22 protein-coding genes are annotated in these 24,275 nt (G+C 72.3%); 10 read left to right on the top strand and 12 right to left on the bottom strand.

All coding sequences use genetic code 11. From position 1 onward, the window contains the following. Positions 1-15: 15 nt before the first annotated feature. The 5 genes from dnaG to ACIPJI_RS02530 form a co-directional block, all read right to left on the bottom strand. Positions 16-1,926, bottom strand: coding sequence for a DNA primase (gene dnaG, locus ACIPJI_RS02550; RefSeq protein WP_307706307.1), 1,911 nt, complete (start codon positions 1,924-1,926; stop codon positions 16-18). A 34-nt stretch (positions 1,927-1,960) separates the two neighbouring features. After that, positions 1,961-3,232, bottom strand: coding sequence for an NAD(P)/FAD-dependent oxidoreductase (locus ACIPJI_RS02545; protein WP_307706308.1), 1,272 nt, complete (start codon positions 3,230-3,232; stop codon positions 1,961-1,963). 154 nt (positions 3,233-3,386) lie between these two features. Next, positions 3,387-4,730 carry a deoxyguanosinetriphosphate triphosphohydrolase gene (locus tag ACIPJI_RS02540; protein ID WP_356620892.1) on the bottom strand — a complete coding sequence of 448 codons (1,344 nt, stop codon included), beginning with the start codon at positions 4,728-4,730 and terminating at the stop codon, positions 3,387-3,389. Between the two features lie 56 nt (positions 4,731-4,786). Further along, positions 4,787-5,539, bottom strand: coding sequence for a sirohydrochlorin chelatase (locus ACIPJI_RS02535; protein WP_402244000.1), 753 nt, complete (start codon positions 5,537-5,539; stop codon positions 4,787-4,789). Positions 5,540-6,358: 819 nt separating this feature from the next. Beyond that, the gene (locus ACIPJI_RS02530; protein ID WP_356620894.1) at positions 6,359-7,060 is read right to left on the bottom strand and encodes a hypothetical protein; all 702 of its coding nucleotides are present in this window, start codon (positions 7,058-7,060) and stop codon (positions 6,359-6,361) included. An 85-nt stretch (positions 7,061-7,145) separates the two neighbouring features. Here ACIPJI_RS02530 and ACIPJI_RS02525 point away from each other — a divergent pair, with 85 nt between their 5' ends. The 3 genes from ACIPJI_RS02525 (at position 7,146) to ACIPJI_RS02515 (ending at position 10,789) form a co-directional block, all read left to right on the top strand. Beyond that, a complete protein-coding gene (locus ACIPJI_RS02525) occupies positions 7,146-7,805 on the top strand; it encodes a vancomycin high temperature exclusion protein (RefSeq protein WP_307710347.1) in 660 nt (219 codons plus the stop codon). A 65-nt stretch (positions 7,806-7,870) separates the two neighbouring features. Next, positions 7,871-8,452 (top strand): TIGR03086 family metal-binding protein, encoded by a 582-nt coding sequence (locus ACIPJI_RS02520; protein WP_402243998.1) that lies wholly within the window; start codon positions 7,871-7,873, stop codon positions 8,450-8,452. Between the two features lie 210 nt (positions 8,453-8,662). Continuing rightward, positions 8,663-10,789: a molybdopterin oxidoreductase family protein gene (locus ACIPJI_RS02515; protein WP_356620896.1), complete on the top strand. Its 2,127-nt coding sequence runs from the start codon at positions 8,663-8,665 to the stop codon at positions 10,787-10,789. On the opposite strand, the gene ACIPJI_RS02510 is transcribed toward ACIPJI_RS02515, so the two are convergent. The 5 genes from ACIPJI_RS02510 to ACIPJI_RS02490 all read right to left on the bottom strand — a co-directional run bounded on the left by ACIPJI_RS02510 (position 10,776) and on the right by ACIPJI_RS02490 (position 15,880). Beyond that, a complete protein-coding gene (locus ACIPJI_RS02510; protein ID WP_402243996.1) occupies positions 10,776-11,216 on the bottom strand; it encodes a gamma-glutamylcyclotransferase family protein in 441 nt (146 codons plus the stop codon). The genes ACIPJI_RS02515 and ACIPJI_RS02510 overlap by 14 nt on opposite strands. Next, positions 11,213-11,584 carry a divalent-cation tolerance protein CutA gene (gene cutA, locus ACIPJI_RS02505; RefSeq protein WP_402243995.1) on the bottom strand — a complete coding sequence of 124 codons (372 nt, stop codon included), beginning with the start codon at positions 11,582-11,584 and terminating at the stop codon, positions 11,213-11,215. The genes ACIPJI_RS02510 and cutA overlap by 4 nt, the downstream gene beginning before the upstream one ends. A 78-nt stretch (positions 11,585-11,662) precedes the next feature. Beyond that, the gene (locus ACIPJI_RS02500) at positions 11,663-13,528 is read right to left on the bottom strand and encodes an ABC transporter ATP-binding protein (protein WP_402243993.1); all 1,866 of its coding nucleotides are present in this window, start codon (positions 13,526-13,528) and stop codon (positions 11,663-11,665) included. Continuing rightward, complete coding sequence (locus tag ACIPJI_RS02495) at positions 13,525-15,255, bottom strand: ABC transporter ATP-binding protein (RefSeq protein ID WP_402243992.1); 1,731 nt, start codon at positions 15,253-15,255, stop codon at positions 13,525-13,527. Before ACIPJI_RS02495 ends, ACIPJI_RS02500 begins: the two co-directional genes overlap by 4 nt. A 10-nt stretch (positions 15,256-15,265) precedes the next feature. After that, positions 15,266-15,880, bottom strand: a complete 615-nt coding sequence (locus tag ACIPJI_RS02490) for an NADPH-dependent FMN reductase (protein WP_307706317.1) — start codon at positions 15,878-15,880, stop codon at positions 15,266-15,268. Positions 15,881-16,185: 305 nt separating this feature from the next. On the opposite strand from ACIPJI_RS02490, the gene ACIPJI_RS02485 reads away from it, so the two are divergent. The 4 genes from ACIPJI_RS02485 (at position 16,186) to ACIPJI_RS02470 (ending at position 18,561) form a co-directional block, all read left to right on the top strand. After that, the gene (locus ACIPJI_RS02485) at positions 16,186-16,689 is read left to right on the top strand and encodes a hypothetical protein (RefSeq protein ID WP_402243990.1); all 504 of its coding nucleotides are present in this window, start codon (positions 16,186-16,188) and stop codon (positions 16,687-16,689) included. Between the two features lie 210 nt (positions 16,690-16,899). Further along, on the top strand, positions 16,900-17,556 hold the full coding sequence (locus ACIPJI_RS02480; RefSeq protein WP_402243988.1) for a class F sortase: 657 nt from the start codon (positions 16,900-16,902) through the stop codon (positions 17,554-17,556). Between the two features lie 34 nt (positions 17,557-17,590). Further along, entirely contained in the window at positions 17,591-18,088 is a 498-nt protein-coding gene (locus ACIPJI_RS02475) for a MarR family transcriptional regulator (protein ID WP_356620902.1), read from the top strand. 2 nt (positions 18,089-18,090) lie between these two features. Further along, entirely contained in the window at positions 18,091-18,561 is a 471-nt protein-coding gene (locus tag ACIPJI_RS02470) for a hypothetical protein (protein WP_402243986.1), read from the top strand. 6 nt (positions 18,562-18,567) lie between these two features. Here ACIPJI_RS02470 and ACIPJI_RS02465 read toward each other — a convergent pair whose 3' ends face one another. Next, positions 18,568-19,353, bottom strand: coding sequence for a sulfite exporter TauE/SafE family protein (locus tag ACIPJI_RS02465; RefSeq protein ID WP_402243984.1), 786 nt, complete (start codon positions 19,351-19,353; stop codon positions 18,568-18,570). A gap of 214 nt (positions 19,354-19,567) precedes the next feature. Between ACIPJI_RS02465 and ACIPJI_RS02460 the strand changes: the two genes are divergently transcribed. The 3 genes from ACIPJI_RS02460 to nirD are packed head-to-tail and all read left to right on the top strand — an operon-like array spanning position 19,568 to position 23,722. Beyond that, on the top strand, positions 19,568-20,764 hold the full coding sequence (locus tag ACIPJI_RS02460; protein ID WP_307706323.1) for an NAD(P)/FAD-dependent oxidoreductase: 1,197 nt from the start codon (positions 19,568-19,570) through the stop codon (positions 20,762-20,764). Further along, positions 20,751-23,366: a nitrite reductase large subunit NirB gene (gene nirB / locus ACIPJI_RS02455; RefSeq protein WP_402244728.1), complete on the top strand. Its 2,616-nt coding sequence runs from the start codon at positions 20,751-20,753 to the stop codon at positions 23,364-23,366. Before ACIPJI_RS02460 ends, nirB begins: the two co-directional genes overlap by 14 nt. Next, complete coding sequence (nirD, locus tag ACIPJI_RS02450; RefSeq protein ID WP_307706325.1) at positions 23,363-23,722, top strand: nitrite reductase small subunit NirD; 360 nt, start codon at positions 23,363-23,365, stop codon at positions 23,720-23,722. The genes nirB and nirD overlap by 4 nt, the downstream gene beginning before the upstream one ends. A 109-nt stretch (positions 23,723-23,831) precedes the next feature. On the opposite strand, the gene ACIPJI_RS02445 is transcribed toward nirD, so the two are convergent. Next, positions 23,832-24,254 carry a VOC family protein gene (locus tag ACIPJI_RS02445; RefSeq protein WP_356620905.1) on the bottom strand — a complete coding sequence of 141 codons (423 nt, stop codon included), beginning with the start codon at positions 24,252-24,254 and terminating at the stop codon, positions 23,832-23,834. Positions 24,255-24,275: the final 21 nt, after the last annotated feature.

The raw sequence follows: 24,275 nt of genomic DNA, 5'->3' as shown, positions 1-24,275 counted from the left end.
CGGACGTGCCGACCGCTAGAGCGCGGCCGCGCCCTGGTTGCGCAGCGACTGCGCGTACTGCTGGAGCACCCACAGCTCGTTCGCCACCGCGGCGTACCGCTCCGGGTCGCCGCCTGCGCCCAGGCGGGCCATCGTGCCCTGGACCTCGCGGATGCGGCGGTCGACGGCGCGCAGACGGACCTGGACGAGCTGCATGCCCGCGTACACCTCGTCGACCGCACGGGCGTGCACCGCTTCCACGGCGAGCTCGGTGACCAGGGCGCGCACGGTGTCGTCGGGGGCGGCTTCACGGACGCGGGCCAGATAGCCGGAGGTGTCCCGGGTGCCCTGCTCGGCGCCGCCGGCCTCCTCGATGGTCCGGCGGACCGCGGCGTACGGCGGGGCGGTGAACTCGTCGACGCCGTACGCGTCGAAGGCCGGGGAGACCAGCTCGGGGTGCTGGAGGGCCAGCTTGAGCAGTTCCCGTTCGGTGCGGTGGGCGGGGCTGCGCAGATTGATCGCGGGGCCGGACGGTGCGGCCTGGGCCGGCGCGCCGGGCGCGGGGTGCGATGCCCTGGAGGGGCCGCCCCTGCGGTCACCGCGGTCACCGCCGCGGTCGCGGGCCCAACGGGCGAGCTGGGCGACCCGCTTGACGACGAACTGGGTGTCGAGGATGCCGAGGATGCCGGCCAGTTGCACGGCCGACTCGTGCTGGATGGCGACGTTCTTGATGCCGGCGACGATCGGGGCGGCCTCGTCGAGGGCTGCCGCGCGGCCGGCGGGCGTCTCCAGGTTGTGGCGGCTCACCATCTGCCGGATCGCGAACTCGAAGAGCGGCGTGCGTGTCTCGACGAGCTTCTGCACCGACTCGTCGCCCTCCGCGAGCCGCAGTTCGCACGGGTCCATACCGCCGGGGGTGATCGCGATCGACGTCTCCGCCGCGAACTTCTGGTCGTCCTCGAAGGCGCGCAGCGCCGCCTTCTGGCCGGCCGCGTCGCCGTCGAAGGTGAAGATCACCTCGGCGGTGGCGTTGTCCATCAGCAGCCGCCGGAGGATCTTGATGTGGTCGCCGCCGAACGACGTGCCACAGGTGGCGATGGCGGTGGTGACACCGGCGAGGTGGCAGGCCATGACGTCGGTGTAGCCCTCGACGACGACGGCCGTGCTGGTGCGGGCGATCTCCTTCTTGGCGAGGTCGATGCCGTACAGCACCTGCGACTTCTTGTAGATCGCCGTCTCGGGTGTGTTCAGGTACTTCGGACCGTTGTCGTCGTCGCGGAGCTTACGGGCGCCGAAGCCGACGACCTCCCCGGTGATGTCCCGGATCGGCCACATCAGCCGGCCGCGGAAACGGTCGATGGGGCCGCGCCTGCCCTCCTGCGAAAGGCCGGAAAGAGTCAGCTCCTTGTCGCTGAACCCCTTGCCGCGCAGATAGCGGGTCAGGTGGTCCCAGCCGGCCGGGCTGTAGCCGACGCCGAAGTGCTGGGCGGCGGCCTGGTCGAAGCCCCGCTCTGCGAGGAACTTCCGGCCGATCTCGGCCTCAGGTCCGTCCAGCTGCTCCACGTAGAACTGCGCGGCGATCTTGTGCGCCTCGACCAGCCGGATCCGCTCGCCCCGTTGATGGGTGGGGTTGTACCCACCCTCCTCGTAGCGCAGGGTGATGCCCGCCTGGGCGGCGAGACGCTCCACCGTCTCGGAGAACGAGAGGTGGTCGATCTTCATCACGAAGGCGATCGTGTCGCCGCCTTCCTGGCAGCCGAAGCAGTGGAAGAGACCCTTGCTCGGGCTGACCTGGAAGGAAGGAGACTTCTCGTCGTGGAAGGGGCACAGGCCCTTCAGGTTCCCCCCGCCGGCGTTGCGCAGCTGGAGGTACTCGGAAACGACGGCGTCGATCGGGACCGCGTCCCGGACCGCCTTCACGTCGTCATCGTTGATCCTGCCTGCCACGCGTGAATTCTACGGTGACGCGGCGACACTCCCGTCAGCCGGAGAGGTTCACGACGTCGGTGAGCGCCACACCCGGATCGCCGAGAGTCTGCGGGTCCACCTCCGCCCGGGTCCGGATCAGCTGCTGGATCGGTGCGGTGACGTCCCACACATTGACGTTCATCCCGGCGAGCACCCTGCGGTCCTTGAGCCAGAAGGCGATGAACTCCCGCCTTCCGACGTCGCCGCGGAGCACGACCTCGTCGTAAGAGCCGGGCGGGGCCCAGCCCGAATACTCCATGCCGAGGTCGTACTGGTCCGAGAAGAAATAGGGGACCCGGTCGTAACTCACGTCCTGGCCGAGCATGGCGCGGGCGGCGGCCGGGCCGCCGTTCAGGGCGTTGGCCCAGTGCTCGACGCGCAGCCGGGTCCCCAGCAGCGGGTGCCGGGCGGCGGCGACGTCGCCCGCGGCGTAGATGTCGGGGTCGGAGGTGCGCAGGCTCTCGTCGACGGCGATCCCGCCGCCCTCCGCCCGGTCGGCGAGGTCGAGGCCCGCCGCGTCGGCGAGCGCGGTGCGCGGGGCCGCGCCGATGGCGGCGAGGATCTCGTGCGCCGGGTGCTCCTCGCCGTCGTCCGTGCGGGCCGCGAGGACCATGCCGTCCTGCCCGATGATCTCGGTGAGTCGGACACCGAAGTGGAAACGGACGCCGCGCTCGCGGTGCAGTTCGGCGAAGAACTGGCCGAGCTCGGGGCCGATGACCTGGTACAGCGGGGTCGCCGCGGGCTCCACGACGGTCACCTCCGCACCGTAGCCGCGGGCCGCGGCCGCGACCTCGAGACCGATCCAACCGGCGCCGGCGATGATCAGGTGACCGTTGTCGCGGCCGAGGGCGGCGAGCACATGGCGCAGCCGGTCGGCGTGGGCGAGGCGGCGCAGATGGTGGACGCCGGCCAGACCGGTGCCGGGGATGTCCAGCCGGCGGGGCTCCGCGCCGGTGGTGAGGAGCAGCTTGTCGTAGTGGACGACGGTTCCGTCGCCGAGGCGCACCGAGCGGGTCTCGCGGTCGATGGACACGACGGTCTGGCCGAGGTGCAGTTCGATGTCGGCCCGGGCGTACCAGCCGGGCTCGTGGACGAAGACGCTGTCGCGTTCGTCCTTGCCGGTCAGATACGCCTTGGACAGCGGCGGACGTTCGTAGGGGTGGTCACGTTCGTCGCCGATGAGGATCACTCGCCCGGTGAACCCTTCGGCACGGAGGGTCTCGGCGGCCTTGGCGCCCGCCAGCCCACCGCCGACGATGACGAATGTCCGATGTGCGTCGACCACGTGATGCCTCCTCGTTGCTTCTACGCAGCGCAGCCTTCAGCGAGCGTCCCGCACGGAGCGATATGGCGGAAGAGGGAGTGCCCTCCGGCGTGTCAAAAACGGACGAATCACTCGGTGCGTGACTCGGGTGCTCCCGGGGTCGTTGCGCCTTTCATCAGCGACGGGCGGTGAGGCGGACGTGCAGGGTGCGGGCGGAGGCGTCCGTGAGGTTCGCGATCTGGTCGACGATCACCCGCTTGCGCGCCCGGTCGTCCCCCGCCGCCTCGAACATGGCACGGAACTGCGGTTCCAGCCCCTCCGGCGCGCGGGCGGTGAGCGCCTGCGCCAGCTCGGCGAGCACCACGCGCTGGTCTGCGCGGAGCGCCTCCTGCTCGGCGCGCTGCATCACATAGCGGTCGGCCACCGCCTTCAGCACGGCGCACTCGTTGCGCGTGGCGCGCGGGACGACGAGCTCCGCCCCGTACCGCGTGAGCATGCCACTGCCGTACGCCTGCCGGGTGGCGCCCTCGGCGGCGAGCGCGAACCGGCCGATGAGCTGGCTGGTGGCGTCCTTCAGCCGGGCCTGGGCGACCGCGGACCCGTCGTAGTGGTGCGGCCACCACGCCTGGTCGAGCAGCCGGTCGAGAGCCTCGGACAGCTCCTGCGGCTCGGTGTCGTGCGGCACGTACCGCCCGATCGCCACCGACCAGATGCCCGCGCGCTCGGTCTCCGACATGAGGCAGTTGGGGTCGATGTGCCCGGCGTGCAGACCGTCCTCGAAGTCGTGCACCGAGTACGCGACGTCGTCGGACCAGTCCATCACCTGCGCCTCGAGGCACTTGCGGAACGCGGGGGCGCCGAGGCGGGCCCACTCGAAGACCGGCAGGTCGTCCTCGTACACCCCGAACTTCCCCGAGCCGGGCTCGGTCGGATGGCCGCCGCGCGGCCAGGGGTACTTGGTCGCCGCGTCGAGGGTGGCCCGGGTGAGATTCAGGCCGACGCTGACCGGCTCGCCCGTCTCCGGCGCGTGCACGAAACGCTTGGGCTCGATCCGCGTCAGCAGGCGGAGGGACTGGGCGTTGCCCTCGAAGCCGCCGCAGTCCTTCGCGAACTCGTTCAGCGCCTGCTCGCCGTTGTGGCCGAACGGCGGATGGCCCATGTCGTGGGCGAGGCACGCCGCTTCGACGAGATCGGGGTCGCAGCCGAGCGCGGCGCCCAGCTCCCGCCCGACCTGCGCGCACTCGAGCGAGTGCGTCAGCCGGGTGCGCGGGCTGGCGTCCCAGGCCAGGCTGCGGGTGCCAGGGGTGACGACCTGCGTCTTCCCGGCGAGGCGGCGCAGCGCGGAGGAGTGCAGCACCCGGGCGCGGTCGCGCTGGAAGGCGGTACGGCCGGGGCGCTTGTCGGGCTCGGTGGCCCAGCGTTCGACGGCTGCGGCGTCGTAGCCGTCGGGGGCGGTGCCGTTGCCCGTGCCGTGGCCCGGGGGTGTGCCTGTGCCTGTGGTGCTGGTGGTGCCGTCCATGCACCGAAGGTAACCGGAGCGGCCGACAGCCGTGCCCCGTCCGGCCTCACGGCGCCCTACGCGGCGGACAGTTCCAGCCGCCGCACGGAGCGGGGCAGCGCTCGCACCTGGTCGTAACGGTGCAGCAGCAGCCGGGCCAGAGCGGGATGCGTCCCGAGCGGCTCCGCCGCGATCCAGGGAGCGGCGGCGGCACTGCGGGTGGCGAACAGACCGGGCGCGGCGAAGTAGGACGCCACGGCGATCCGGTGGCGTCCGCGCGCCGTCAGGGCCTTGACGGCCGCGGGCACGGTGGGCGCGAGAGCGGAGGCGTACGCGGGCACGACCGGCACGCCGCCGAGCCGCTCCGCCAGCATGTCCGCCATGCGCCGGGTGTCTGCCGCGGACTCGGGATCGCGGGAGCCCGCGGACGCCAGGACCACCCCGGCACCACGGCTCGAGCTGTCCTCCGCCCGCCAGCCCGCCTCCGCGAGCCGGGCCGCGAGCGCCTCCGCGAGCAGCGGGTGCGGCCCGAGCGGGCGCGCGATACGGATGTCGCCGCCGGGTATCGCGGCCGCGGCCCGTGGCAGGTCGTGCTTGACGTGATAGCCGCGGCTGAGCAGCAGCGGCACGATCACGGTGGGCGCGCCGCCGAGCGACCGGAGGGTGTCGTCGAGGAGCGGCTCGTTCAGCTCGACATGGCCGAGCCGTACGTCCAGGCCGGGGCGCAGCTCACGCACCCGGTCGAGGAGAGCGGTGACGGTGCTCAGCGCGCGGGGGTCGCGGCTGCCGTGGGCGACGGCGACGAGGGTGGGCCGATCGGTCGGGGACATGCGGTGCGGGTTCCGTTCAGTCGGACGTGACTCAGCTGGTTGCCGAGCTGAGCGGTGATACGCGTGAGCAGGCCGACGGTGGTGTCGAGCTGCGTGGCGGTGTCGACTGCGTTGTCGGCTGCGCTCGGGAAGGGCGGGGGCGGGGGCTCACGAAGGTGTTCCGGCTCCGTCATGCACCGATGGTGGCGGGCGCAGGTTGCGGGGGTGTTGCGTGAGGGTGACGGGTGTTTTCGTGGGCCTCACGGTGGGGCCCGGCGAGGCGGCGTGGGCCGGCTTCGGCCTCGCCTGGCGTTCGAGGCGCGGGGGTCCTGTGGTGCCTCCGCACCGCCGGGCGCAGGGGAAGAGGCCCCGAAGACACCGCGCGGGGCCCGGGCGGGCCCGGTCGGGGTCTCCGGGCAGGGCCCGGTGTCGGGTCCGGCTCCGAACAGGGCTCGGGCCCGGGGTCCCGGCGGCCCCGTGTCGGGTCTCGCCCGGTGTCGGTCCGGTCGGAGTCTCCGGACGGAGCCCGGGTCCGGGCAGAGCCCGGTGTCGGGTCCGGCTCCGAGCAGGACTCGGGTCCGGGGTTCCCGGCGGGCCCGGTGTCGGGTCTCCGGGCGGAGCCCGGTGTCGGTCCGGGCGGAGTCTCCGGGCGGAGCCCGGGTCCGGGGTCCGGGCAGGGCCCGGACGGGGACCTCCGGGCACGGCCGGGTCCGGGCAGGGCCCGGTGTCGGGTCCGGCTCCGAGCAGGGCTCGGGTACGGGGTCCCGGTCCGGGAAGTGGGTCCCCCTGCGGCCGCCAAGGCCGCAAGGGGAGGGTAGGCAAGAGCGCTCAGCGCAGCGGCTACCGCGCCAGCCAGACCCGCAGCGGACCCACCGGCACGCACCCCTGCCGCACCGCCGCCGCCAGGTCGTCGCCCTGTTCGTAGCCGACCACCGGCACGCCCGGCCACGCGTCGGCCACCGCCGACAGGCAGCCCGCCCATGCCGCGTCGAGGTCGTCGTCGACGGCGAACAGGTTGGAGACGCCTGCCGCCTCCCCGCCCCCGCTCACCACCGCGCCGGCGGTCAGCCGGCCCTCGGCGCGCCCCGCGAGGAACGCGACCGAGGGGTCGGACAGCAGTTCCGGGCGGAAGAGGTGCGCCAGACCGTCGCCGCCGTCCCAGGCTGCCGCCCATTCCGCCAGCTCGCCGGGGGTTTCGAGGCGGGACCACGCGACGCCGGCGGGAGCCGCCGGCGCGGGCAGGCCCGGCTCCCGGTGGATCCACCGGGCCTCGAAGAGCACCTGGAATCCGACGCCGGACAGGTCCAGGGTCGCGAAGCTGTCCTTGACCGAGCAGCCGGGACCGCTGGAGACGGCGTCCAAGGCGTCGTCCGCCGTCGCGTCCTCGGTGAGTGTCACCGCGTCGGGATACAGCACGGGTGTGCGGCTCGCGCTGGTCCAGGCGCGGGCTCCGAAGGCACCGGAAAGGCCGTGTGCCCGGCACATGGCCTCGCACCACTCGGCGTTGTTGCGGGCGGCGGAGGCGGCTCTCTTGTCGATCATCGGATGATCGTGTCAACAGGCGCGACGGTCCGGCCAGCCATTTCCGCTCCGCCGGACCAACCATTTCCGCCCCGCTCGCGTCTGACTGTTCGTGAGAGGAACAAGAAGGCGACGCCTCGTCGCGCAGGCCGTCATGCTGGGGTGCGTGCTCGGCCTGGCGCCCGCGACCTGGATGCACGCCGTCGCCGACAGCCGCGTCCGTACGGTCGCCGAGGCCCCGGCGCGGGACGTCGCCGTCGTCTTCGGCGCCGGTCTCTGGCGGGGCCGGCCCTCCCCCTATCTGGCGCACCGGCTCGACACCGCCGCCGAGCTGTACCGGACCGGCAAGGCCAAGGTCGTGCTGGTCACCGGGGACAACAGCCGGGTCGAGTACGACGAGCCGGACGCCATGCGCACGTATCTGACGGAGCGCGGTGTGCCCGACGACCGGATCGTCAGCGACTACGCCGGGTTCGACACCTGGGACTCCTGCGTGCGGGCGAAGGAGATCTTCGGGGTGGAGCGGGCGCTGCTGGTGAGCCAGGGCTTCCACATCCGCCGTGCCGTCGCGCTGTGCCGGTCCGCCGGCGTCGAGGCGTACGGCGTCGGTGTGGCCGAACCGCACGACGCGACCTGGTACTACGGCGGCGTGCGGGAGATGTTCGCGGCGGGCAAGGCGTCGCTGGACGCCGTGTTCCGGCCGGATCCGAAGTTCCTGGGCGAGCGCGAGCCCGGCGTGCGGGACGCGCTGGCGGCGGCGGGCTGACACGCCGGGAGGCACACGGCCGCGCACGCTCGCATCCCGGTCCCCGGCAGGGAAAAGTGAGCCGCATGACAAATGACGTGGCAACGCTGCTGACCCGGCACACCGAGGCGCTGGACCTGTTCACCGACCGGGTGCACGCCGTACGGGACGACCAGTGGGACGATCCGACGCCGTGCACGCAGTGGTCGGTGCGCGATCTCGTCAACCACCTCACCGCCGAGCAGCTGTGGGTGCCGGACCTGGTGACGGACGGGGCGACGATCGAGGACATCGGCGACGCGTACGACGGTGACGTCCTCGGCGACAGGCCCCGCCAGGCCTGGGACGCGGCGGCGCGCGCCGCCCGTAAGGCGTTCTCCGACGAGGGGGCGCTGGAGCGGACGGTCCAGCTGTCGTACGGGGAGACCCCGGTGACCGCCTACTGCTCGCAGATGGTCAGCGACGCGGTGGTGCACTCCTGGGACCTGTCGCGGGCGATCGGCGCGGAGGAGCGGCTTCCGGACGCGCTGGTGGCCTTCACCCTGGAGGAGATCGCCCCGTACGCGTCGGAGCTGTCGAAGTCCGGCCTCTTCGCCGCGCCGATCGAGCCGCCCCCGGGCGACGATCCGCAGACCCGGCTGCTGGCGATGCTCGGCCGCCGCGCCTGAGACTCCGGCCCGCGCCCGGATGGAGCGACCGGCACCCGCGGGAAGGGCCCGGTCCCGACGCGCCCGGACACCACGGCCAAAACCACCCGGACGGGCACCTGGCTCACGGTCGGTCCTCACGCCGCCGTGAGCTCGCGGCTGAGCCAGGCGTACCCCGTCCGTAATGCGGCGCGTCCGCCCGCGTAACACGGATGTTCCACGCTGGGCGTCATGCGCGACGAGACCATCCCGACCCACTGTCCCTACTGCGCCCTGCAGTGCGGCATGAATCTGCGCGGTGTCCCCCGGCCGGACACCGCCGACGGGACGGCCGTCGAGGTGGTGGAGCGTCCCGACTTCCCCGTCAACCGGGGCGCCCTGTGCGGCAAGGGCCGCACCTCGACCTCCCTTCTCTCCTCCCGGGTGCGCCTGACCGGGCCGCTCATCAGAAGCCACGCCACAGGCCGGCTCGAACCGGCCACCTGGGAGGAGGCACTGCGTACGATCGCCGACGGGCTGCGGCGTACGCGGGACGAGCACGGCGCCGACGCCGTGGGCGTCTTCGGCGGCGGCGGGCTGACCAACGAGAAGGCCTACACCCTCGGGAAGTTCGCCCGGGTCGTGCTCGGCACCTCGCAGATCGACTACAACGGCCGCTTCTGCATGTCGTCGGCCGCGGCGGCGCACAACAAGGCGTTCGGACTCGACCGCGGGCTGCCGTTCCCGCTGGAGGACATCCCGAGGACCGGCTGTGTGATCCTCGTCGGCTCGAACCTCGCGGAGACCATGCCGCCGGCGCTGCGCTACCTGACGGAACTGAAGGAGAACGGCGGCAAGCTGATCGTCGTCGACCCGCGGCGGACGAGGACGGCGGAGCAGGCCGATCTGCACCTGGCACCCCGTCCCGGCACCGACCTGGCGCTCGCCCTGGGCCTGCTGCACGAGGTGGTGGCCTCGGGGCGCACCGACGAGGACTTCATCGCCGCCCGCACGAGCGGCTGGGCGGAGGCCAGGGCCGCCGCCATGGCGCACTGGCCCGAGCTCGTCGAGCGGATCACCGGCGTGGGCGTGCCGCAGCTGCGTGAGGCGGTACGGCTGTTCTGCGACGCGCCGTCCGCGATGGTGCTCACCGCCCGCGGGCCCGAGCAGCATTCCAAGGGCACGGACACGGTCAGCGCCTGGATCAACCTCTGCCTGGCGACCGGCCGGGCCGGGCGGCCGCTGTCCGGCTACGGATGCCTGACCGGGCAGGGCAACGGTCAGGGCGGCCGTGAGCACGGCCAGAAGGCCGACCAGCTGCCCGGCTACCGCAAGCTGGACGACCCGGCGGCGCGGGCCCATGTCGCAGGAGTGTGGGGCGTGCCCCCCGAGTCCCTGCCGGGGCCGGGGCGCAGTGCCTACGAGCTGCTGGACGCGCTGGGCGGTGACGTGAAGTCGCTGCTGCTGATGGGATCGAACCCGGTGGTCTCCGCGCCGCGTGCCGCGCACATCGAGGGACGGCTGAAGTCCCTGGACTTCCTCGCCGTGGCGGACGTGGTGCTCTCGGAGACGGCGGCGCTCGCGGACGTGGTGCTGCCGGTGACCCAATGGGCGGAGGAGACCGGCACGACGACCAACCTGGAGGGCCGGGTGCTGCTGCGCCGCAAGGCGCTCGACGCCCCGGAGGGGGTGCGCAGCGATCTCGAGGTGCTGAGCGCCCTGGCGGCGCTGCTCGGGCACGAGAAGGGCTTCCCCGCCGACCCGGAGGAGGTCTTCGAGGAGCTGCGGCGGGCGTCGGCGGGCGGACCGGCGGACTACTCGGGCATCACGTACCGCAGGATCGCCGAGGAGGACGGCGTGTTCTGGCCGTGCCCGGAGCCGGACGACCAGGACGAGCCGGTCGCCCACCCCGGCACCCCCCGGCTGTTCCTGGACCGGTTCGCCACCCCCGACGGGCTGGCCAGGTTCGTCGCCGTGGGGCACCGGCCCGCCGCGGAGGAGCCCGACGCCGACTACCCGGTGCTGCTGACGACCGGGCGGGTGGTCGCCCAGTACCAGTCGGGCGCGCAGACCAGGCGGGTCGACGAGCTGAACGCCGCCGCCCCGGGCCCGTTCGTCGAGCTGCATCCGCAGCTGGCGGAACGCCTCGGCGTCGCGGAGGGTGAGCCCCTGGCCGTGGTGTCGCGGCGGGGCCGGGCGGTCGGGCCCGCCCGGATCACCACGGGGATCAGGCCGGACACCGTCTTCATGCCGTTCCACTGGCCGGGCGAGGGCCGGGTGAACTCGGTGACGAACCCGGCGCTCGATCCGACGTCCCGTATGCCCGAGTTCAAGGTGTGCGCCGTCCGGCTGGAGCCGGAGCGGGTCACCGGCGGCTGACCGCCTCGTGCCAGTCGCCGCCGTCCACGGGTCTGCCGCCGGCCCGCAGGCCGCGCGCCACGGGTTCGGCGGCGACGTAGACCCACGCCTGTGCCGGCGTGCCGTCCTCGAGGAGCACCTCCCGGGCCACCCGCTCGTACAGGTTGGCCGCGTGGCCCGGTCCGCCGTACTCCTCCAGCCGGTCGAGGACGGCGAGCAGCCGCTCGTACTCCTCCGGCTTCGCGGTCACCACCTCGCCGGTGACCGTCGCCGCCGGGTCGCCGGTGTCGACGGCGTACGGGTAGCCTGGGCCCTCGTAGAGCACCGCGCCGGGGAGCAGGGCGGGGCGCTCCTGAGTGGTGCGGCCGCGCAGGAGCAGGTCGTGGTTGCGTTCGCCCGGCCGCAGGGTGCCGTAGACGAAGAACGGAAGCCGCTGCGGCCCGTTCACGGCGCCTCGGTCTCCGCCCGCACCCAGGCCGCGTAGGCCGCGCCGGCGCGTACCACCGGGGTGGCGATGATCTCCGGGGTCTCGTAGTCGTGGGCGGCGATCAGATGGGCTTCGAGGGCGTCGTAGCAGGCCGGGGTGGTCTTGAGGAGGACCTGCCACTCTTCGGCGGTCTCGATCCGGTTCTGCCAGCGGTAGACCGACGTCACCGGCGCGGAGATCTGCGCGCAGGCCGCGAGCCGGGCCTCCACGGCGCCCTCTGCGAGCCGCTGGGCCTTCTGCGCGCTGTCGGTCGTGGTCATCACGGTGAGCAGCGGCGGCGCGGCGGGGGTGGGTTCCACGGCGGGAGCTCCTTCTCGGTGTTCGGCCATGTCCGCGGGGCGGCCGGCGGCCGCGGACGAAGGGCGGGGACCGTCGCGGCCCCGCCCTTCACGTTACGCACCGCGGCCTCACACAGGGGACCCGGCCGCGGCGAACTGCGCCGCGTGGAGCCGGGCGTACGCGCCGCCGCGGCCCAGCAGTTCGTCGTGCGTGCCCTGCTCGACGATCCTTCCGGCGTCCATCACCAGGATCACGTCGGCGTCCCGGACGGTGGAGAGCCGGTGCGCGATGACGAAGCTGGTACGGCCGCGGCGCAGCGAGGACATGGCCCGCTGGATGAGCACCTCGGTGCGGGTGTCGACCGAGCTGGTGGCCTCGTCGAGCACGAGGATCGACGGCTCGGTGAGGAAGGCGCGGGCGATGGTGAGGAGTTGCTTCTCGCCCGCGCTCAGGCCCGCGCCCTCCTCGTCGACGACGGTGTCGTAGCCGTCGGGCAGGGTGCGGATGAACCGGTCGGCGTGGGTGGCTGTCGCCGCCGCGACGATCTGCTCGCGGGACACCTCCCCGGGCACGCCGTAGGCGATGTTGTCGGCGATCGTGCCCCCGAACAGCCAGGTGTCCTGGAGCACCATCCCGATGCCGGAACGCAGTTCGTCGCGGGTCATGTCCCTGATGTCGACCCCGTCGAGCAGGATGCGGCCGCCGGTGACCTCGTAGAACCGCATGAGCAGATTGACCAGCGTGGTCTTGCCCGCGCCGGTCGGGCCGACGATGGCGACGGTCCGGCCCGGTTCGACGTCGAGCGACAGGTCCTCGATCAGCGGCTCCGCGGGGTGGTAGCGGAAGGCCGCCTTCTCGAAGGACACATGGCCCGCGGGCCGTCCGTCCTTCGGCCCCGGGCGCCTCGGTCCGGTCGGCGCCTGGGACTCCTCCTCCGCGTCCAGCAGGTCGAAGACCCGCTCGGCGGAGGCGACGCCCGACTGGAGGAGGTTGGCCATCGCGGCCACCTGGTTGATGGGGCCGTTGAACTCGTAGGAGTACTGCACGAAGGCCTGTACGTCGCCGATCGACAGCGATCCGGAGGCCACCCGCAGCCCGCCGGCGACGGCGATCAGCACATAGTTGAGGTTGCCGACGAAGCCGAGGGCGGGCTGGATGAGGCCGGACATGATCTGGGCGCGCAGGCTCGACGCGTACAGCTGCTCGCCCAGTTCGTCGAAGGTCTCCACGGCCTGCTTCCCGCGGCCGAAGGAGCGGACCTCCGCGTGGCCGGTGAACATCTCCTCGACGTGGGCGTTCAGCCTGCCCGTCACCGACCACTGCCGGACGAACTGCGGCTGGGCCCGCCTGCCGATGAGCGTCGCCACGTACACGGACAGCGGCACCGTCGCGAGGGCGATCAGGGCCAGCAGCGGCGAGATCCAGAACATCATCGCCAGGACGCCGGCGATGGTGAGCACCGCCCGCACCATCTGGCTGAAGGCCTGCTGCATGGTCTGCGTGATGTTGTCGATGTCGTTGGTGGTGCGGCTGAGCACCTCCCCGCGGGGCTGCTCGTCGAAGTACGACAAGGGCAGCCGCGACAGCTTCGTCCCCGCCTCCTCGCGCAGCCGGTGGCCGACGCGCTGCACGACGGTCATCGCGAGCCGCATCTGGATCAGCGTCGTACCGGAGGAGACGGCGACCAGGCCCAGGACGAGGGCCAGCACCTCGGCGACGGCCCTGAAGTCGACCCCGTCCGGACCGGCCGCGCCGTCGACCACGAGGTCGGTGGCGTGGCCGAGGAGTTTGGGGACGAGTACGGAGAGGGCGACCGCGGCCGCGCCGGCGGCGAGGACACCGAGGACCAGCGGGCGTTCCGGTGCGGTCAGGCGCGTCAGCCGCAGTCCGGAGGCCCGGAAGTGGAGGGAGCGTTCCAGTGAGGGGGAGCCGATGCCCCCGGGGCCGCGCTGCTGCCCGGCCGGGCCGCGGCGCTCCGGTGTGGTGCCGCTCATGCGGCTTCCTCCTCGGTGAGCTGGGAGAGCACGATCTCCCGGTAGGTGGGGTTGTCCCGCATGAGTTCTTCGTGGGTTCCGGTGCCCGCGACGCGGCCCTTCTCCAGGACGACGATCCGGTCGGCGCCGCGGATGGTGGACACGCGCTGGGCGACCATGACGACGGTGGCGTCGGCGGTCTCCTCGGCCAGCGCCCGGCGCAGTGCCGCGTCGGTGGCGTTGTCGAGCGCGGAGAAGGAGTCGTCGAAGAGATAGACGTCGGGCCTGGCCACCAGTACCCGGGCGATGGCGAGGCGCTGGCGCTGTCCTCCCGACAGGTTGGCGCCGCCCTGGGAGACCGGGGCGTCGAGCCCGTCGCCGAGCCGGCGTACGAAGTCCGCTGCCTGGGCGACCTCGAGGGCGTGCCAGAGCTCGTCCTCCGTCGCGTCCGGCTTCCCGTACCGCAGGTTGGAGGCGACGGTGCCCGAGAAGAGGTACGGCTTCTGGGCGACGAGTCCGACGGTGCGGGACAGCAGCGCCGGGTCCAGGTCCCGTACGTCCACCTCCCCGATCCGGACGCCGCCGGTCGCGTCGAACAGCCGGGCGGCGAGGCTCAGCAGGGTCGTCTTGCCGCTGCCGGTCGAGCCGATGACGGCGGTGACCCGGCCGGGGCGGGCGGTGAGGTCCACGGACCTGAGGACGGGCTCCTCGGCGCCCGGGTAGCTGAAGTCGACGCCGCGCAGCTGCAGTTCGCCTCGTCCACGCAGCCGGTGCACGGGGGCGACGGGCGGTACGACGCTCGGCGGTGTGCCGAGGACCTCCTGGATGCGTTCCGCGCTGACCTCGGCGCGCGGCAGGTGCATCATGAGGAACAGGCCCATCATCACGGACATGAGGATCTGCGTCAGATAGCCGAGGAAGGCGACGATCGAACCGGCCTGCAGGGAGCCGGAGTCGAGCCGGTGGCCGCCGGTCCAGATGATGGCGACGGTGGCGATCTCCCAGACGATCAGGACGGTCGGGAACATCAGGGTCTGCAGTCGGCCCGCCCGGAGACCGGCCTGGAGAAGGGCGTCGTTGGCCTCGCCGAACCGCCGCTGCTCGTGCCGGTCCCGTACGAAGGCGCGGATGACGCGGATGCCGGTGATCTGTTCCCGCATCACCCGGTTGACCACGTCGATCCGTTCCTGCATGGAGCGGAAGACCGGCGGCAGTCGGCGCACGATCAGTCCGACGGACAGTGCGAGCACCGGGACGAACACAAGCAGGAGCATCGCAAGCGGCACGTCCTGGGACAGGGCCATGGCGATACCGCCCACGCACATCAAAGGCGCGGCGACCAGCATGGTCAGGATCAGCAGCGAGAAGGTCTGCACCTGCTGCACGTCGTTGGTGGTGCGGGTGATCAGGGACGAGGCGCCGAAGCGCCCGATGTCGCGCACGGACAGGTCCTGGGCGTGGCGGAAGACGGTGGAACGCAGGTCGCGGCCGATGCCCATCGCGATCCGGGCGGCGCAGTGGACGGCGGCGCCGGCGGCGGCGACCTGGAGGACCGTGACGGCCAGCATCACGGCGCCGGTGGTGAGGACGTGTCCGGTGTCGCCGCGCAGCACACCGTTGTTGATGATCTCGGCGTTGAGGGTGGGCAGGTAGAGGGTGGCCAGGGACTGGATCAGCTGGAGGAGGACGACCAGCGCGATCAGTCCGCGGTAGGGACCGAGGCGGGCGGTCAGCAGGTTCAGCAGCACGGCCGGGCCCTCAGCCCGCGTAGGGGCGGACGGACTTGGCGGACCGCAGTGCCTCGGCCCACCAGGAGAGCTGGTCGAGCATGGTCTTGGCGGCGGCGTCGGGGGCGGCCGGGTCGCGGTGGTTGCCCTCGTCGTCGAAGTGGGCGCCGGCGTTGTGGAAGGACACGGTGTCGCGGACGGTGACGGCGTGCAGTTCGGCGAAGACCTGGCGCAGTTGCTCGACCGCGCGCAGGCCGCCGGAGATGCCGCCGTAGGAGACGAAGCCGACGGGCTTGGCCTGCCATTCGCCGAAGTGCCGGTCGATGACGTTCTTGAGGCCGGCGGGGAAGGAGTGGTTGTACTCGGGGGTGACGACGACGAAGGCGTCGGCCGCGGCCAGCTTCGGGGTGATCTTGGCCAGCTCGGCCCGCACGTCGGGCGAGGGTGAGTAGGAGAGGGCGGTGGGGAGATCGGCGTCGGCCAGGTCGACCACGTCGACGGTGAAGTCCTCGCGCCGGGCGGCACGGGAGAGGAACCAGTCGGCGATCGTGGGGCCGAAGCGGCCGTCACGGTTGCTGCCGATGATGACGGCGAGCTTCAGCGGGGAGGGACGGTCGGACGTGGTGTCAGGCGTGTTGATGTCCATGCGGAGGAGCCTGGTACCTCAAGTTTGATTGAGGTCAAGTCGCTCCGGAGATCAGTCTCGCGGACGGCCTGCGGGACACCGCGGTGACAGAGGACGACCGGTCCCCTTCACCCGTTCGGCACGGCACGCCCGACCGCTCCCCCAGGCGCGGAGCTACCGGCCACGACCTGCGGCGATGCATTCTGTCCAGAGCGACACGCGGTTTCGGCAGAGGGTAACTGATTGGCCATCAGCAGGCGTGGCGGACCGGGTGCCTCTTACCTCGAAGAAGACGAGACATCGCACCACGCGCTTCCGGAGGACCCATGCGCACCACCGCCCGCCTGCTGACCGGCATAGCGATGGCGCTCGCCACGACAGGGCTCGCCACCCATGGGGCGTATGCCTCGGACTTCGGAGAGCTGGAGGTGTACCCGTCGCCCGCCACCCCCGGCACGAAGATCACCGTCAACACCACGGCCTGCGGCAAGAACGGCCACGGCGTCGGCGACGCCCGGTCGCTGGGCGCCGGCGAGTTCAAGCTGTGGCCCGGCACGCACAAGGAGGTCGCGGTGGGCCACTTCACGGTCCCCGAGGACACCAGGCCGGGCACGTACGGCATCGAGGTGCGCTGCAAGAACGGCAAAGAGGCCACCGGCGACCTCGAGGTGCGTCACCGCGAGCCGAGCGGGCACGTCAGAACAGGCGTCGGCGGCAGCGTGGGCCCCGACACCACCCAGATCGCGGCGGGCGCGGCGATACTCACCGCGGCCGCTGTGGGCGGAACGCTCCTTCTTCGCCGCCGGGCGAGCGGCGCGCAGAGAGGCTGACGGACCGGTACCCCAACCGTTCCTCGTCCCGCCGGATCCCCCGCTCCCGTCAGGCCTCGAGCCGACGGGGGCGGGGCGACGTTCCGTGCGATGCCGGCCGCGCCCGGCCACCCCCACGACCGAGCCCCCCATGTCCCTTACGGACGGCCGGCCCGGGCGCCGCCCTGCCCGCGCCCGGCCGCACCCGCCGCGGGCGAAGCCGGAGGACCGATGAGCGCTCAGGACACCACCAGGCGCAGGGCCAAGGGCTGGGCTGTGGCCGCCGCCGTCTGCGCAGGGCTGTGGCTGGTCCACAACGGCACCCGCGACATCACCCCGCCCGTCCCCTCCGCCGCGCAGGCGTTCGCCGCCGGGCCGAACCAGCACACGGACGCCGCCGCCGACCCGCTGCCGCCCTCGGATCCGGTCCGGCTGCGCATTCCGCAGATCGACGTCGACGCCCCCGTCATGGGCCTCGGCCTCGCCCGCGACGGCAGTCTCGACGTCCCCCCGGCCGAAGACCGGAATCTGGCCGGGTGGTACGAGGACGGGACCACCCCCGGCGCCAAGGGCACGGCGATCGTGGCCGGGCATGTCGACAACGCACAGGGGCCCGCCGTCTTCTACAGCCTCGGCGCCCTGAAGAAGGGCCACCGGATCGAGGTGCTCCGCGCGGACGGCAGGACCGCGGTCTTCACGATCGACGCGATCGAGGTGTACGAGGCCGACGACTTCCCCGACAAGAAGGTCTACGGGGCCGGCGACCGGGCCGAGCTTCGGGTGATCACCTGCGGCGGAGGCTTCTCGGAGAAGACCGGCTACCAGGGCAACGTGGTCGCCTACGGGCACCTCATCGGGGTCCGGGACGGCAGCGCCCGAAAACAGTAGCCATGGACATAGTATCCATGTACTGTATTTCTCCATGAGCACAGCACCCAAGGGCCCCACGCCCGGCTACCTGGTCTGGCGCCTGTCGACGAAGTGGCGCGTCGCGGTCGATCGCGCGCTCGCTCCCCTGGGGCTGACGCACGCGCAGTACACCCTGATCGCCTCGCTGCACGGCATATGGCGGTCCGGCTACCGCCCCAGCCAGCGGCAACTCGCCGACCACACCGGCCTGGAGCCGCTCTACGTCTCCAAGCTGGCCCGCGCCCTCGAGTCGTCGGGACTCCTGCAGCGCACCCCCGACCCCGCCGACACCAGGGCCGTACAGCTCTCACTCACCCCCGCGGGAGAGGAGAAGGCCCGCCGCGCCGTCGCGGAGGTCCACACGCTGCTCGACCGGCTGCTGGCCCCGCTCGGCGGGCTCGACGCACCCCGCACCCGGGCGCTGACGGATGAGCTGCGGCTGCTGCTCGAAACACCTCTCGACGCGCCATCCGACGCCACCGAGGACACGTCCACGACACCCGAGGAGTAACGATGTCGTCCACCACGCCGATCCTGCTCAACAGCCAGATCATCGGCCGGGCCCACTACGCGGCCCGCGCCCTGCTCGACCGTGAGCTGAGCCGCACCGGCACCACCTTCCACCAGTCGATGGCGCTGAACGCGGCCGCCGCCGAGGGCGGCACCGTGGAAACGGGCCGGATCGTGGAGCTGTTGACGGCCAACCTGAAGATCGACGGGACCACGGCCCGCGACACCGTGGCGGAGCTGCTGGCCACCGAGCTGTTCGAGCCGCTGGAGCCGCTGCCGGGCCAGGGCCCGCGGGTCGCGCTGACCGAGACCGGTCGCGCCGAGCAGAGCCGGCTGGCCTCGGTCGCCACCGAGTTCGGCCCCCTTGTGTACGGCGGCATCCCGGAAGCGGACCTGGCCGTCGCGGGCCGGGTGCTGACCGAGGTCATCGCACGGGCGAACGCCGCGTACGCGCGGACCGCCGACCGGTACTGACCGGCGTCACGCCGTCCACTGGTCGAAGCCGAGCTTCGCGACCAGTGAGAAGACGACGACGAGCAGCACCCCGCGGACGAACTCACTGCCCTTGCGCAGCGCCATCCGGGCCCCGAACATGCCGCCCGCCAGATTGAAGACGGCCATCAGCGCGGCCAGCTGCCACAGCACGGTGCCCTGGTAGGCGAACATCGCGAGCGCGCCGCCGTTGGTGCACACGTTCACGATCTTCGCGGTGGCGGACGCGGTCACCAGGTCCAGATGAAGCACCGCGGTGAGCGCCAGCACCAGGAACGTGCCGGTGCCCGGCCCGAAGAGACCGTCGTAGAAGCCGATACCGCCGCCGACGAGCACGATCGCCACGACGGTACGGGCACGGGTGACGCGGCGCTTGTCGGCACCTGCGGCCGCGCCGAACGAGGGGCGCAGCATCACGAACGCGGCCACGCCGAGCAGCACGACCATGATCACCGGGCGGAGCACGTCGCTGCTGATGCCCGCCGCGAAGAACGCGCCGCCCATCGAGCCCGCGAGCGCGGCGAGCCCGATCCGCACCGCGGTCTTCACCTGTACCGGCGCCTTGCGCACGTAGGTGATCGCGGCACCCGACGTGCCGACGATGGCGACCGCCTTGTTCGTTCCGAGGACATGGGCGGCGGGTACCTGCGGCAGGCCGAGCAGCAGCGCGGGCAGCAACAGCAGACCACCGCCGCCCACGACGGCGTCGATCCAGCCGGCAGCGGCGGCGGCGAGGCAGAGGAAGACGAGCGTGGTCAGAGATATGTCGGGCACGACGTGAGCCTATGGAGGGGGTGCGGGGTCGGTCCAACGATCAACGAAGTCTTGAGGGTCACATGAGGTTGGGTGGGTCGGGCGGCCGCCTCACAGGCCCCCGGTGTCTGAGGCGGCCGCCTCACAGGCCCCCGGCCTCCGCGCTGAGCGCAGCGTTCCCCGCGGGAAACAGAAGGGAACCTGCCGGGTAACACCGCCGACGCAGGCTGCTTGCATGACATCGGAGATCGTGGTGATCGGCGGCGGGACGGCAGGCGCGCGGCTCGCGCGTCAGCTCGGCGCGGGCGCCCGCGTCACGGTCCTCGGCGAGGAGACGCACGCGCCCTACAACCGGGTGCTGCTCGCGGAGGTGCTGGCGGGGCGCTACGGCCCCGAGGTGATCGCGCTGCCCGAGGTGCCGGTGCGCCGCGGTGTGCGGGCGACCGCCGTCGACCGGGACCGGCGGCTCGTGCACTGCGCGGACGGCACGTCCGTGGCATACGACCGCCTGGTGCTGGCGACCGGCTCCAACCCGGTGCTGCCGCCGCTGCGCGGACTCGGCCCCGGACTCCCCGACGGCGTCCACCCCTTCCGCACCCTGGACGACTGCGCGGCGCTGTCCGCCGCGGTCGGACCGGGCACGCGGGCGGTGGTCGTCGGCGGCGGGCTGCTGGGGGTCTCCGCGGCCCGCGCGCTCGCCACCCGGGGCGCGAAGGTGGTGCTGGCCCAGCAGGGCGAGCACCTCATGGAGCGCCAGCTGGACACCTCCGCCTCCGCGCTGCTGCGGGCACACCTGGAGCTCCTCGGCGTCGAGGTGCACACCGAGTGCCGGGTGCGTGGTCTGCGGACCACCGCCGACGGGGCAGTCGGCGCCGTGGTCCTGGCGGACGGCTTCGCGCTGGACGCCGAGATCGTGGTGCTGGCCTGCGGGGTGCGTCCCCGTGTGGGTCTGGCGGTCGACGCCGGGCTCGAGGTGCGGCGCGGCATCGTCGTCGACGACGAACTACGCACCTCCGACCCGTACATCCACGCCATCGGCGACTGCGCCGAGCACGACGGCGTCGTGCACGGGCTGGCCGGCCCGGCGCTGGAGCAGGCCGATGTGCTGGCCGCGGTGCTCCGCGCCGAGGGCGCCCGCTACACGGGCACCCGGGCGCTGACCCGGCTCACACTCGCCTCCACGACGAGCCCGTTCGACCTGGCCGCTTTCGGCGACCCGACCCCCCGCCCGGGGGACGACGTCGTCCAGCTCGCTGACGCCACCCGGGGCGCGTACCGCAAGGTCGTCGTCCGCGGGGACCGGCTCGTCGGCGGCGTACTGCTCGGGGATCTCGCCTCCGTCGGCGCGCTCGCCCGGGCCTGGGAGGGCGACGAGGCCCTGCCGGACTCCCTCCCCCTGCTCCACCTGCTCACCGATGATGGAGGCCTCTGACATGGCTGCGAAGTCCACTCCCGCGACCACTCCCACGATCGTGGTCGTCGGCCACGGAATGGTCGGCCAGCGGTTCCTGGAGGCCCTCGCCGAGCGCGGCGTCACCGAGCGGGCACGCGTCGTCGTGCTCTGCGAGGAGCCCCGTCCCGCCTACGACCGGGTGCGTCTGACCTCGTACTTCTCCGGGAACACGCCTGACGACCTGTCGATGGTCGAGGAAGGTTTCATGGCGGAGCACGGCATCGAGCTGCACCTGGACGACCCCGCGGAGACCATCGACACGACCACGCGCACCGTCACTTCGCGGGCCGGGCTCACCCTGACGTACGACACGCTGGTGATGGCCACCGGCTCGTACCCGTTCGTGCCGCCGGTGCCGGGCAAGGACGCGGATGGGTGCTTCGTCTACCGCACCATCGAGGATCTGCTCGCGATCGAGGAGTACGCGAAGACGGCCCGCGTCGGCGCGGTCGTCGGCGGCGGTCTGCTCGGGCTGGAGGCGGCGGGCGCGCTCAAGGGTCTCGGTCTTCAGACGCACGTCGTCGAGTTCGCGCCGCGGCTGATGCCGGTGCAGGTCGACGAGGGCGGCGGCGCGGCGCTGCTGCGCACGATCGAGAGCATGGGCCTCTCGGTGCACACCGGTGTCGGCACCCAGGAGGTCCTCGCCGGTGAGAACGGCGCCGTCAACGGCATGGCGCTGTCCGACGGTTCGAAGCTCGCCACCGACCTGGTGGTCTTCTCGGCGGGCGTACGGCCCCGGGACCAGCTCGCCCGTGAGGCCGGCCTCGCGGTCGGCGAGCGCGGCGGCATCATCGTGGACGAGCAGTGCCGCACCTCCGACCCGGCGGTCTTCGCGATCGGCGAGTGCGCGCTGGCCTCGGACGGCCGGGTGTACGGCCTGGTGGCCCCCGGCTACGAGATGGCCGAGGCGGTGGCGGATGTGATCGACGGCGGCACGCGGTCCTTCACCGGCGCCGACACCTCGACGAAGCTGAAGCTGCTCGGTGTGGACGTGGCCTCCTTCGGTGACGCGCACGGCGCGGCCGACGGATGCCTGGACGTCGTGTACTCGGACTCGCGCGCCGGCGTCTACAAGAAGCTGGTCGTCGACGGGGAGGGCACGCTGCTCGGTGGCATCCTCGTCGGTGACGCCGAGTCGTACGGCACCCTACGGGCGCTGACCGGCAGTGTGCCGCCCGTCTCCCCCGAGCAGCTGGTGCTGCCCGCCGGCGCCGGCGCGCCGGCCGCGCTCGGGCCGGCCTCGCTGCCCGACGAGGCCGTGATCTGCTCCTGCCACAACGTCACCAAGGGCACGATCCGCGGCGCGGTCACCGAGCACTCCTGCACCACCGTGCCGGAGGTCAAGAAGTGCACCAAGGCCGGTACCGGCTGCGGCAGCTGCGTCAAGGTGCTCGGCCAGCTCGTCAACGCCGAGCTGGAGGCGTCCGGCGTCGAGGTCGACAAGGGCCTGTGCGGCTGCTTCGGCCAGACCCGCCAGGAGCTGTACGAGATCGTCCGCGCACTGCGCATCACCTCGTACCAGCAGCTGCTGGACTCGCACGGCCGGGAGGCGGCCCGCGGCGGCAACGGCTGCGAGATCTGCAAGCCGACCGTCGGTTCGATCATCGCCTCACTGGCGCCCACGATCGGCGCGAGCGGCTATGTGCTCGAGGGCGAGCAGGCGGCGCTTCAGGACACCAACGACCACTTCCTCGCCAATCTGCAGAAGAACGGCTCGTACTCGATCGTGCCGCGCATCCCCGGCGGCGAGATCACCCCGGAGAAGCTGATCGTCATCGGCGAGGTGGCCCGCGACTTCGGCCTCTACACGAAGATCACCGGCGGTCAGCGGATCGACCTGTTCGGCGCGCGGGTGGACCAGCTGCCGCAGATCTGGGCCCGGCTGGTGGACGCGGGCTTCGAGTCCGGCCACGCGTACGGCAAGGCGCTGCGGACCGTGAAGTCCTGTGTGGGGCAGACCTGGTGCCGCTACGGCGTCCAGGACTCGGTGCGGATGGCGATCGACCTGGAGCTGCGCTACCGGGGACTGCGCTCGCCGCACAAGCTGAAGTCGGCGGTCTCCGGCTGCCAGCGCGAGTGCGCGGAGGCCCAGTCCAAGGACTTCGGCGTGATCGCCACCGCCAACGGCTGGAACCTGTACGTCGGCGGCAACGGCGGCGCCACCCCGCGCCACGCGGACCTGCTCGCCCAGGACCTGTCCGACGCCGAACTGGTGCGTCTGATCGACCGGTTCCTGATGTTCTACATCCGCACCGCCGACCGGCTGGAGCGCACCTCGACCTGGCTGGAGCGCATCGAGGGCGGCCTGGACCACGTACGGGACGTGGTCGTGCACGACTCCCTCGGCATCTGCGCCGAGCTGGAGTCGCTGATGGCCGACCATGTCGCCGGCTACCGCGACGAGTGGGCCGAGACGCTGAACGACCCCGAGCGGCTGCTGCGGTTCGTGTCGTTCGTCAACGCGCCCGACACCCCGGACCCGACGGTGAAGTTCGTGCCCGAGCGCGACCAGGTCAAGCCCGATCTGCCGCTGCTGTCCATCCGTTCGCTCGAAGAGACCCTGGAAGGTGCCGCCCGATGACCGCGACGACCCTCGCCCCCGCCACGACGGATGTCCTGATCCAGCTCCGGCCCGCCGACGAGTGGCTCGCTGTGTGCCCCCTGTCCCGGCTCACCCCGGGACGCGGAGTGACCGCCCTGCTGCCGGACGGCCGCCAGGTGGCGCTGTTCCTGGACCGCGACGGCGTCCCGTACGCGATCGACAACCGTGACCCGTTCACCGGCGCACAGGTCCTCGCGCGCGGTCTGGTGGGCTCCGCGGCCGGCCGGCCGTTCGTCGCCTCGCCGCTGCTCAAGCAGCGCTTCGACCTGTCGACCGGGCGCTGCCTGGACGACGAGTCGGTGGCGGTGACGGCGTACGAGGTACGGGTGGCCTGAGCCTCCCGTACCACTCCCCCCGACTCCGCTCACGCGTCGTCTGTCACTGCCCTGACCTTCGCGACGCGTGAGCGGCCGTATTCCCCGGCGGCGTACCGCGGGCGCGGCGTCACTCGCCCTGCGCCATCGCCTTCTGCATCGCCTCGACGTCCGTCCAGACGACCTCCCACAGGTGGTGGTCGGGGTCCTGGAAGGAACGGCCGTACATGAAGCCGTAGTCCTGGGGGTCGTTGGACGGCGAGCCGCCGGCGGCGAGGGCGGCGTCCACGAGCTCGTCGACCTTCTCACGGCTCTCGGCGCTCAGGGCGACGATGACCTCCGTGCTGGTGGCGGCGTCGGCGATGTCCTTCTTGGTGAAGTCCTTGAAGCGCGCCTCGGTCAGCAGCATCGCGAAGACGGTGTCGCTGAAGACCAGGCAGGCCGCGGTCTCGTCGGTGAACTGCGGGTCGAAGGAGTAGCCCAGCTTGCCCCAGAAGGCCTTGCTGGCCTCGAGGTCCTTCACGGGCAGGTTCACGAAGATCATCTGAGCCATGACTGTCTCTTTCTCTTTCGG

The sequence above is a fragment of the Streptomyces sp. NPDC086835 genome, assembly GCF_044745705.1.
Lineage (GTDB): Bacteria > Actinomycetota > Actinomycetes > Streptomycetales > Streptomycetaceae > Streptomyces.
This window is presented reverse-complemented; position numbering and strand designations above follow the sequence as displayed.

Excerpts from the sequence above, each read along its gene's own strand:
- ACIPJI_RS02540 (WP_356620892.1), bottom strand. The coding sequence starts at position 4,730 with ATGGACGGCACCACCAGCACCACAGGCACAGGCACACCCCCGGGCCAC.
- ACIPJI_RS02535 (WP_402244000.1), bottom strand. The coding sequence starts at position 5,539 with ATGTCCCCGACCGATCGGCCCACCCTCGTCGCCGTCGCCCACGGCAGC.
- ACIPJI_RS02530 (WP_356620894.1), bottom strand. The coding sequence starts at position 7,060 with ATGATCGACAAGAGAGCCGCCTCCGCCGCCCGCAACAACGCCGAGTGG.
- ACIPJI_RS02520 (WP_402243998.1), top strand. The coding sequence starts at position 7,871 with ATGACAAATGACGTGGCAACGCTGCTGACCCGGCACACCGAGGCGCTG.
- ACIPJI_RS02515 (WP_356620896.1), top strand. The coding sequence starts at position 8,663 with ATGCGCGACGAGACCATCCCGACCCACTGTCCCTACTGCGCCCTGCAG.
- cutA (WP_402243995.1), bottom strand. The coding sequence starts at position 11,584 with ATGGCCGAACACCGAGAAGGAGCTCCCGCCGTGGAACCCACCCCCGCC.
- ACIPJI_RS02500 (WP_402243993.1), bottom strand. The coding sequence starts at position 13,528 with ATGAGCGGCACCACACCGGAGCGCCGCGGCCCGGCCGGGCAGCAGCGC.
- ACIPJI_RS02490 (WP_307706317.1), bottom strand. The coding sequence starts at position 15,880 with ATGGACATCAACACGCCTGACACCACGTCCGACCGTCCCTCCCCGCTG.
- ACIPJI_RS02485 (WP_402243990.1), top strand. The coding sequence starts at position 16,186 with ATGCGCACCACCGCCCGCCTGCTGACCGGCATAGCGATGGCGCTCGCC.
- ACIPJI_RS02480 (WP_402243988.1), top strand. The coding sequence starts at position 16,900 with ATGAGCGCTCAGGACACCACCAGGCGCAGGGCCAAGGGCTGGGCTGTG.
- ACIPJI_RS02475 (WP_356620902.1), top strand. The coding sequence starts at position 17,591 with ATGAGCACAGCACCCAAGGGCCCCACGCCCGGCTACCTGGTCTGGCGC.
- ACIPJI_RS02470 (WP_402243986.1), top strand. The coding sequence starts at position 18,091 with ATGTCGTCCACCACGCCGATCCTGCTCAACAGCCAGATCATCGGCCGG.
- ACIPJI_RS02460 (WP_307706323.1), top strand. The coding sequence starts at position 19,568 with ATGACATCGGAGATCGTGGTGATCGGCGGCGGGACGGCAGGCGCGCGG.
- nirB (WP_402244728.1), top strand. The coding sequence starts at position 20,751 with ATGGAGGCCTCTGACATGGCTGCGAAGTCCACTCCCGCGACCACTCCC.
- nirD (WP_307706325.1), top strand. The coding sequence starts at position 23,363 with ATGACCGCGACGACCCTCGCCCCCGCCACGACGGATGTCCTGATCCAG.
- ACIPJI_RS02445 (WP_356620905.1), bottom strand. The coding sequence starts at position 24,254 with ATGGCTCAGATGATCTTCGTGAACCTGCCCGTGAAGGACCTCGAGGCC.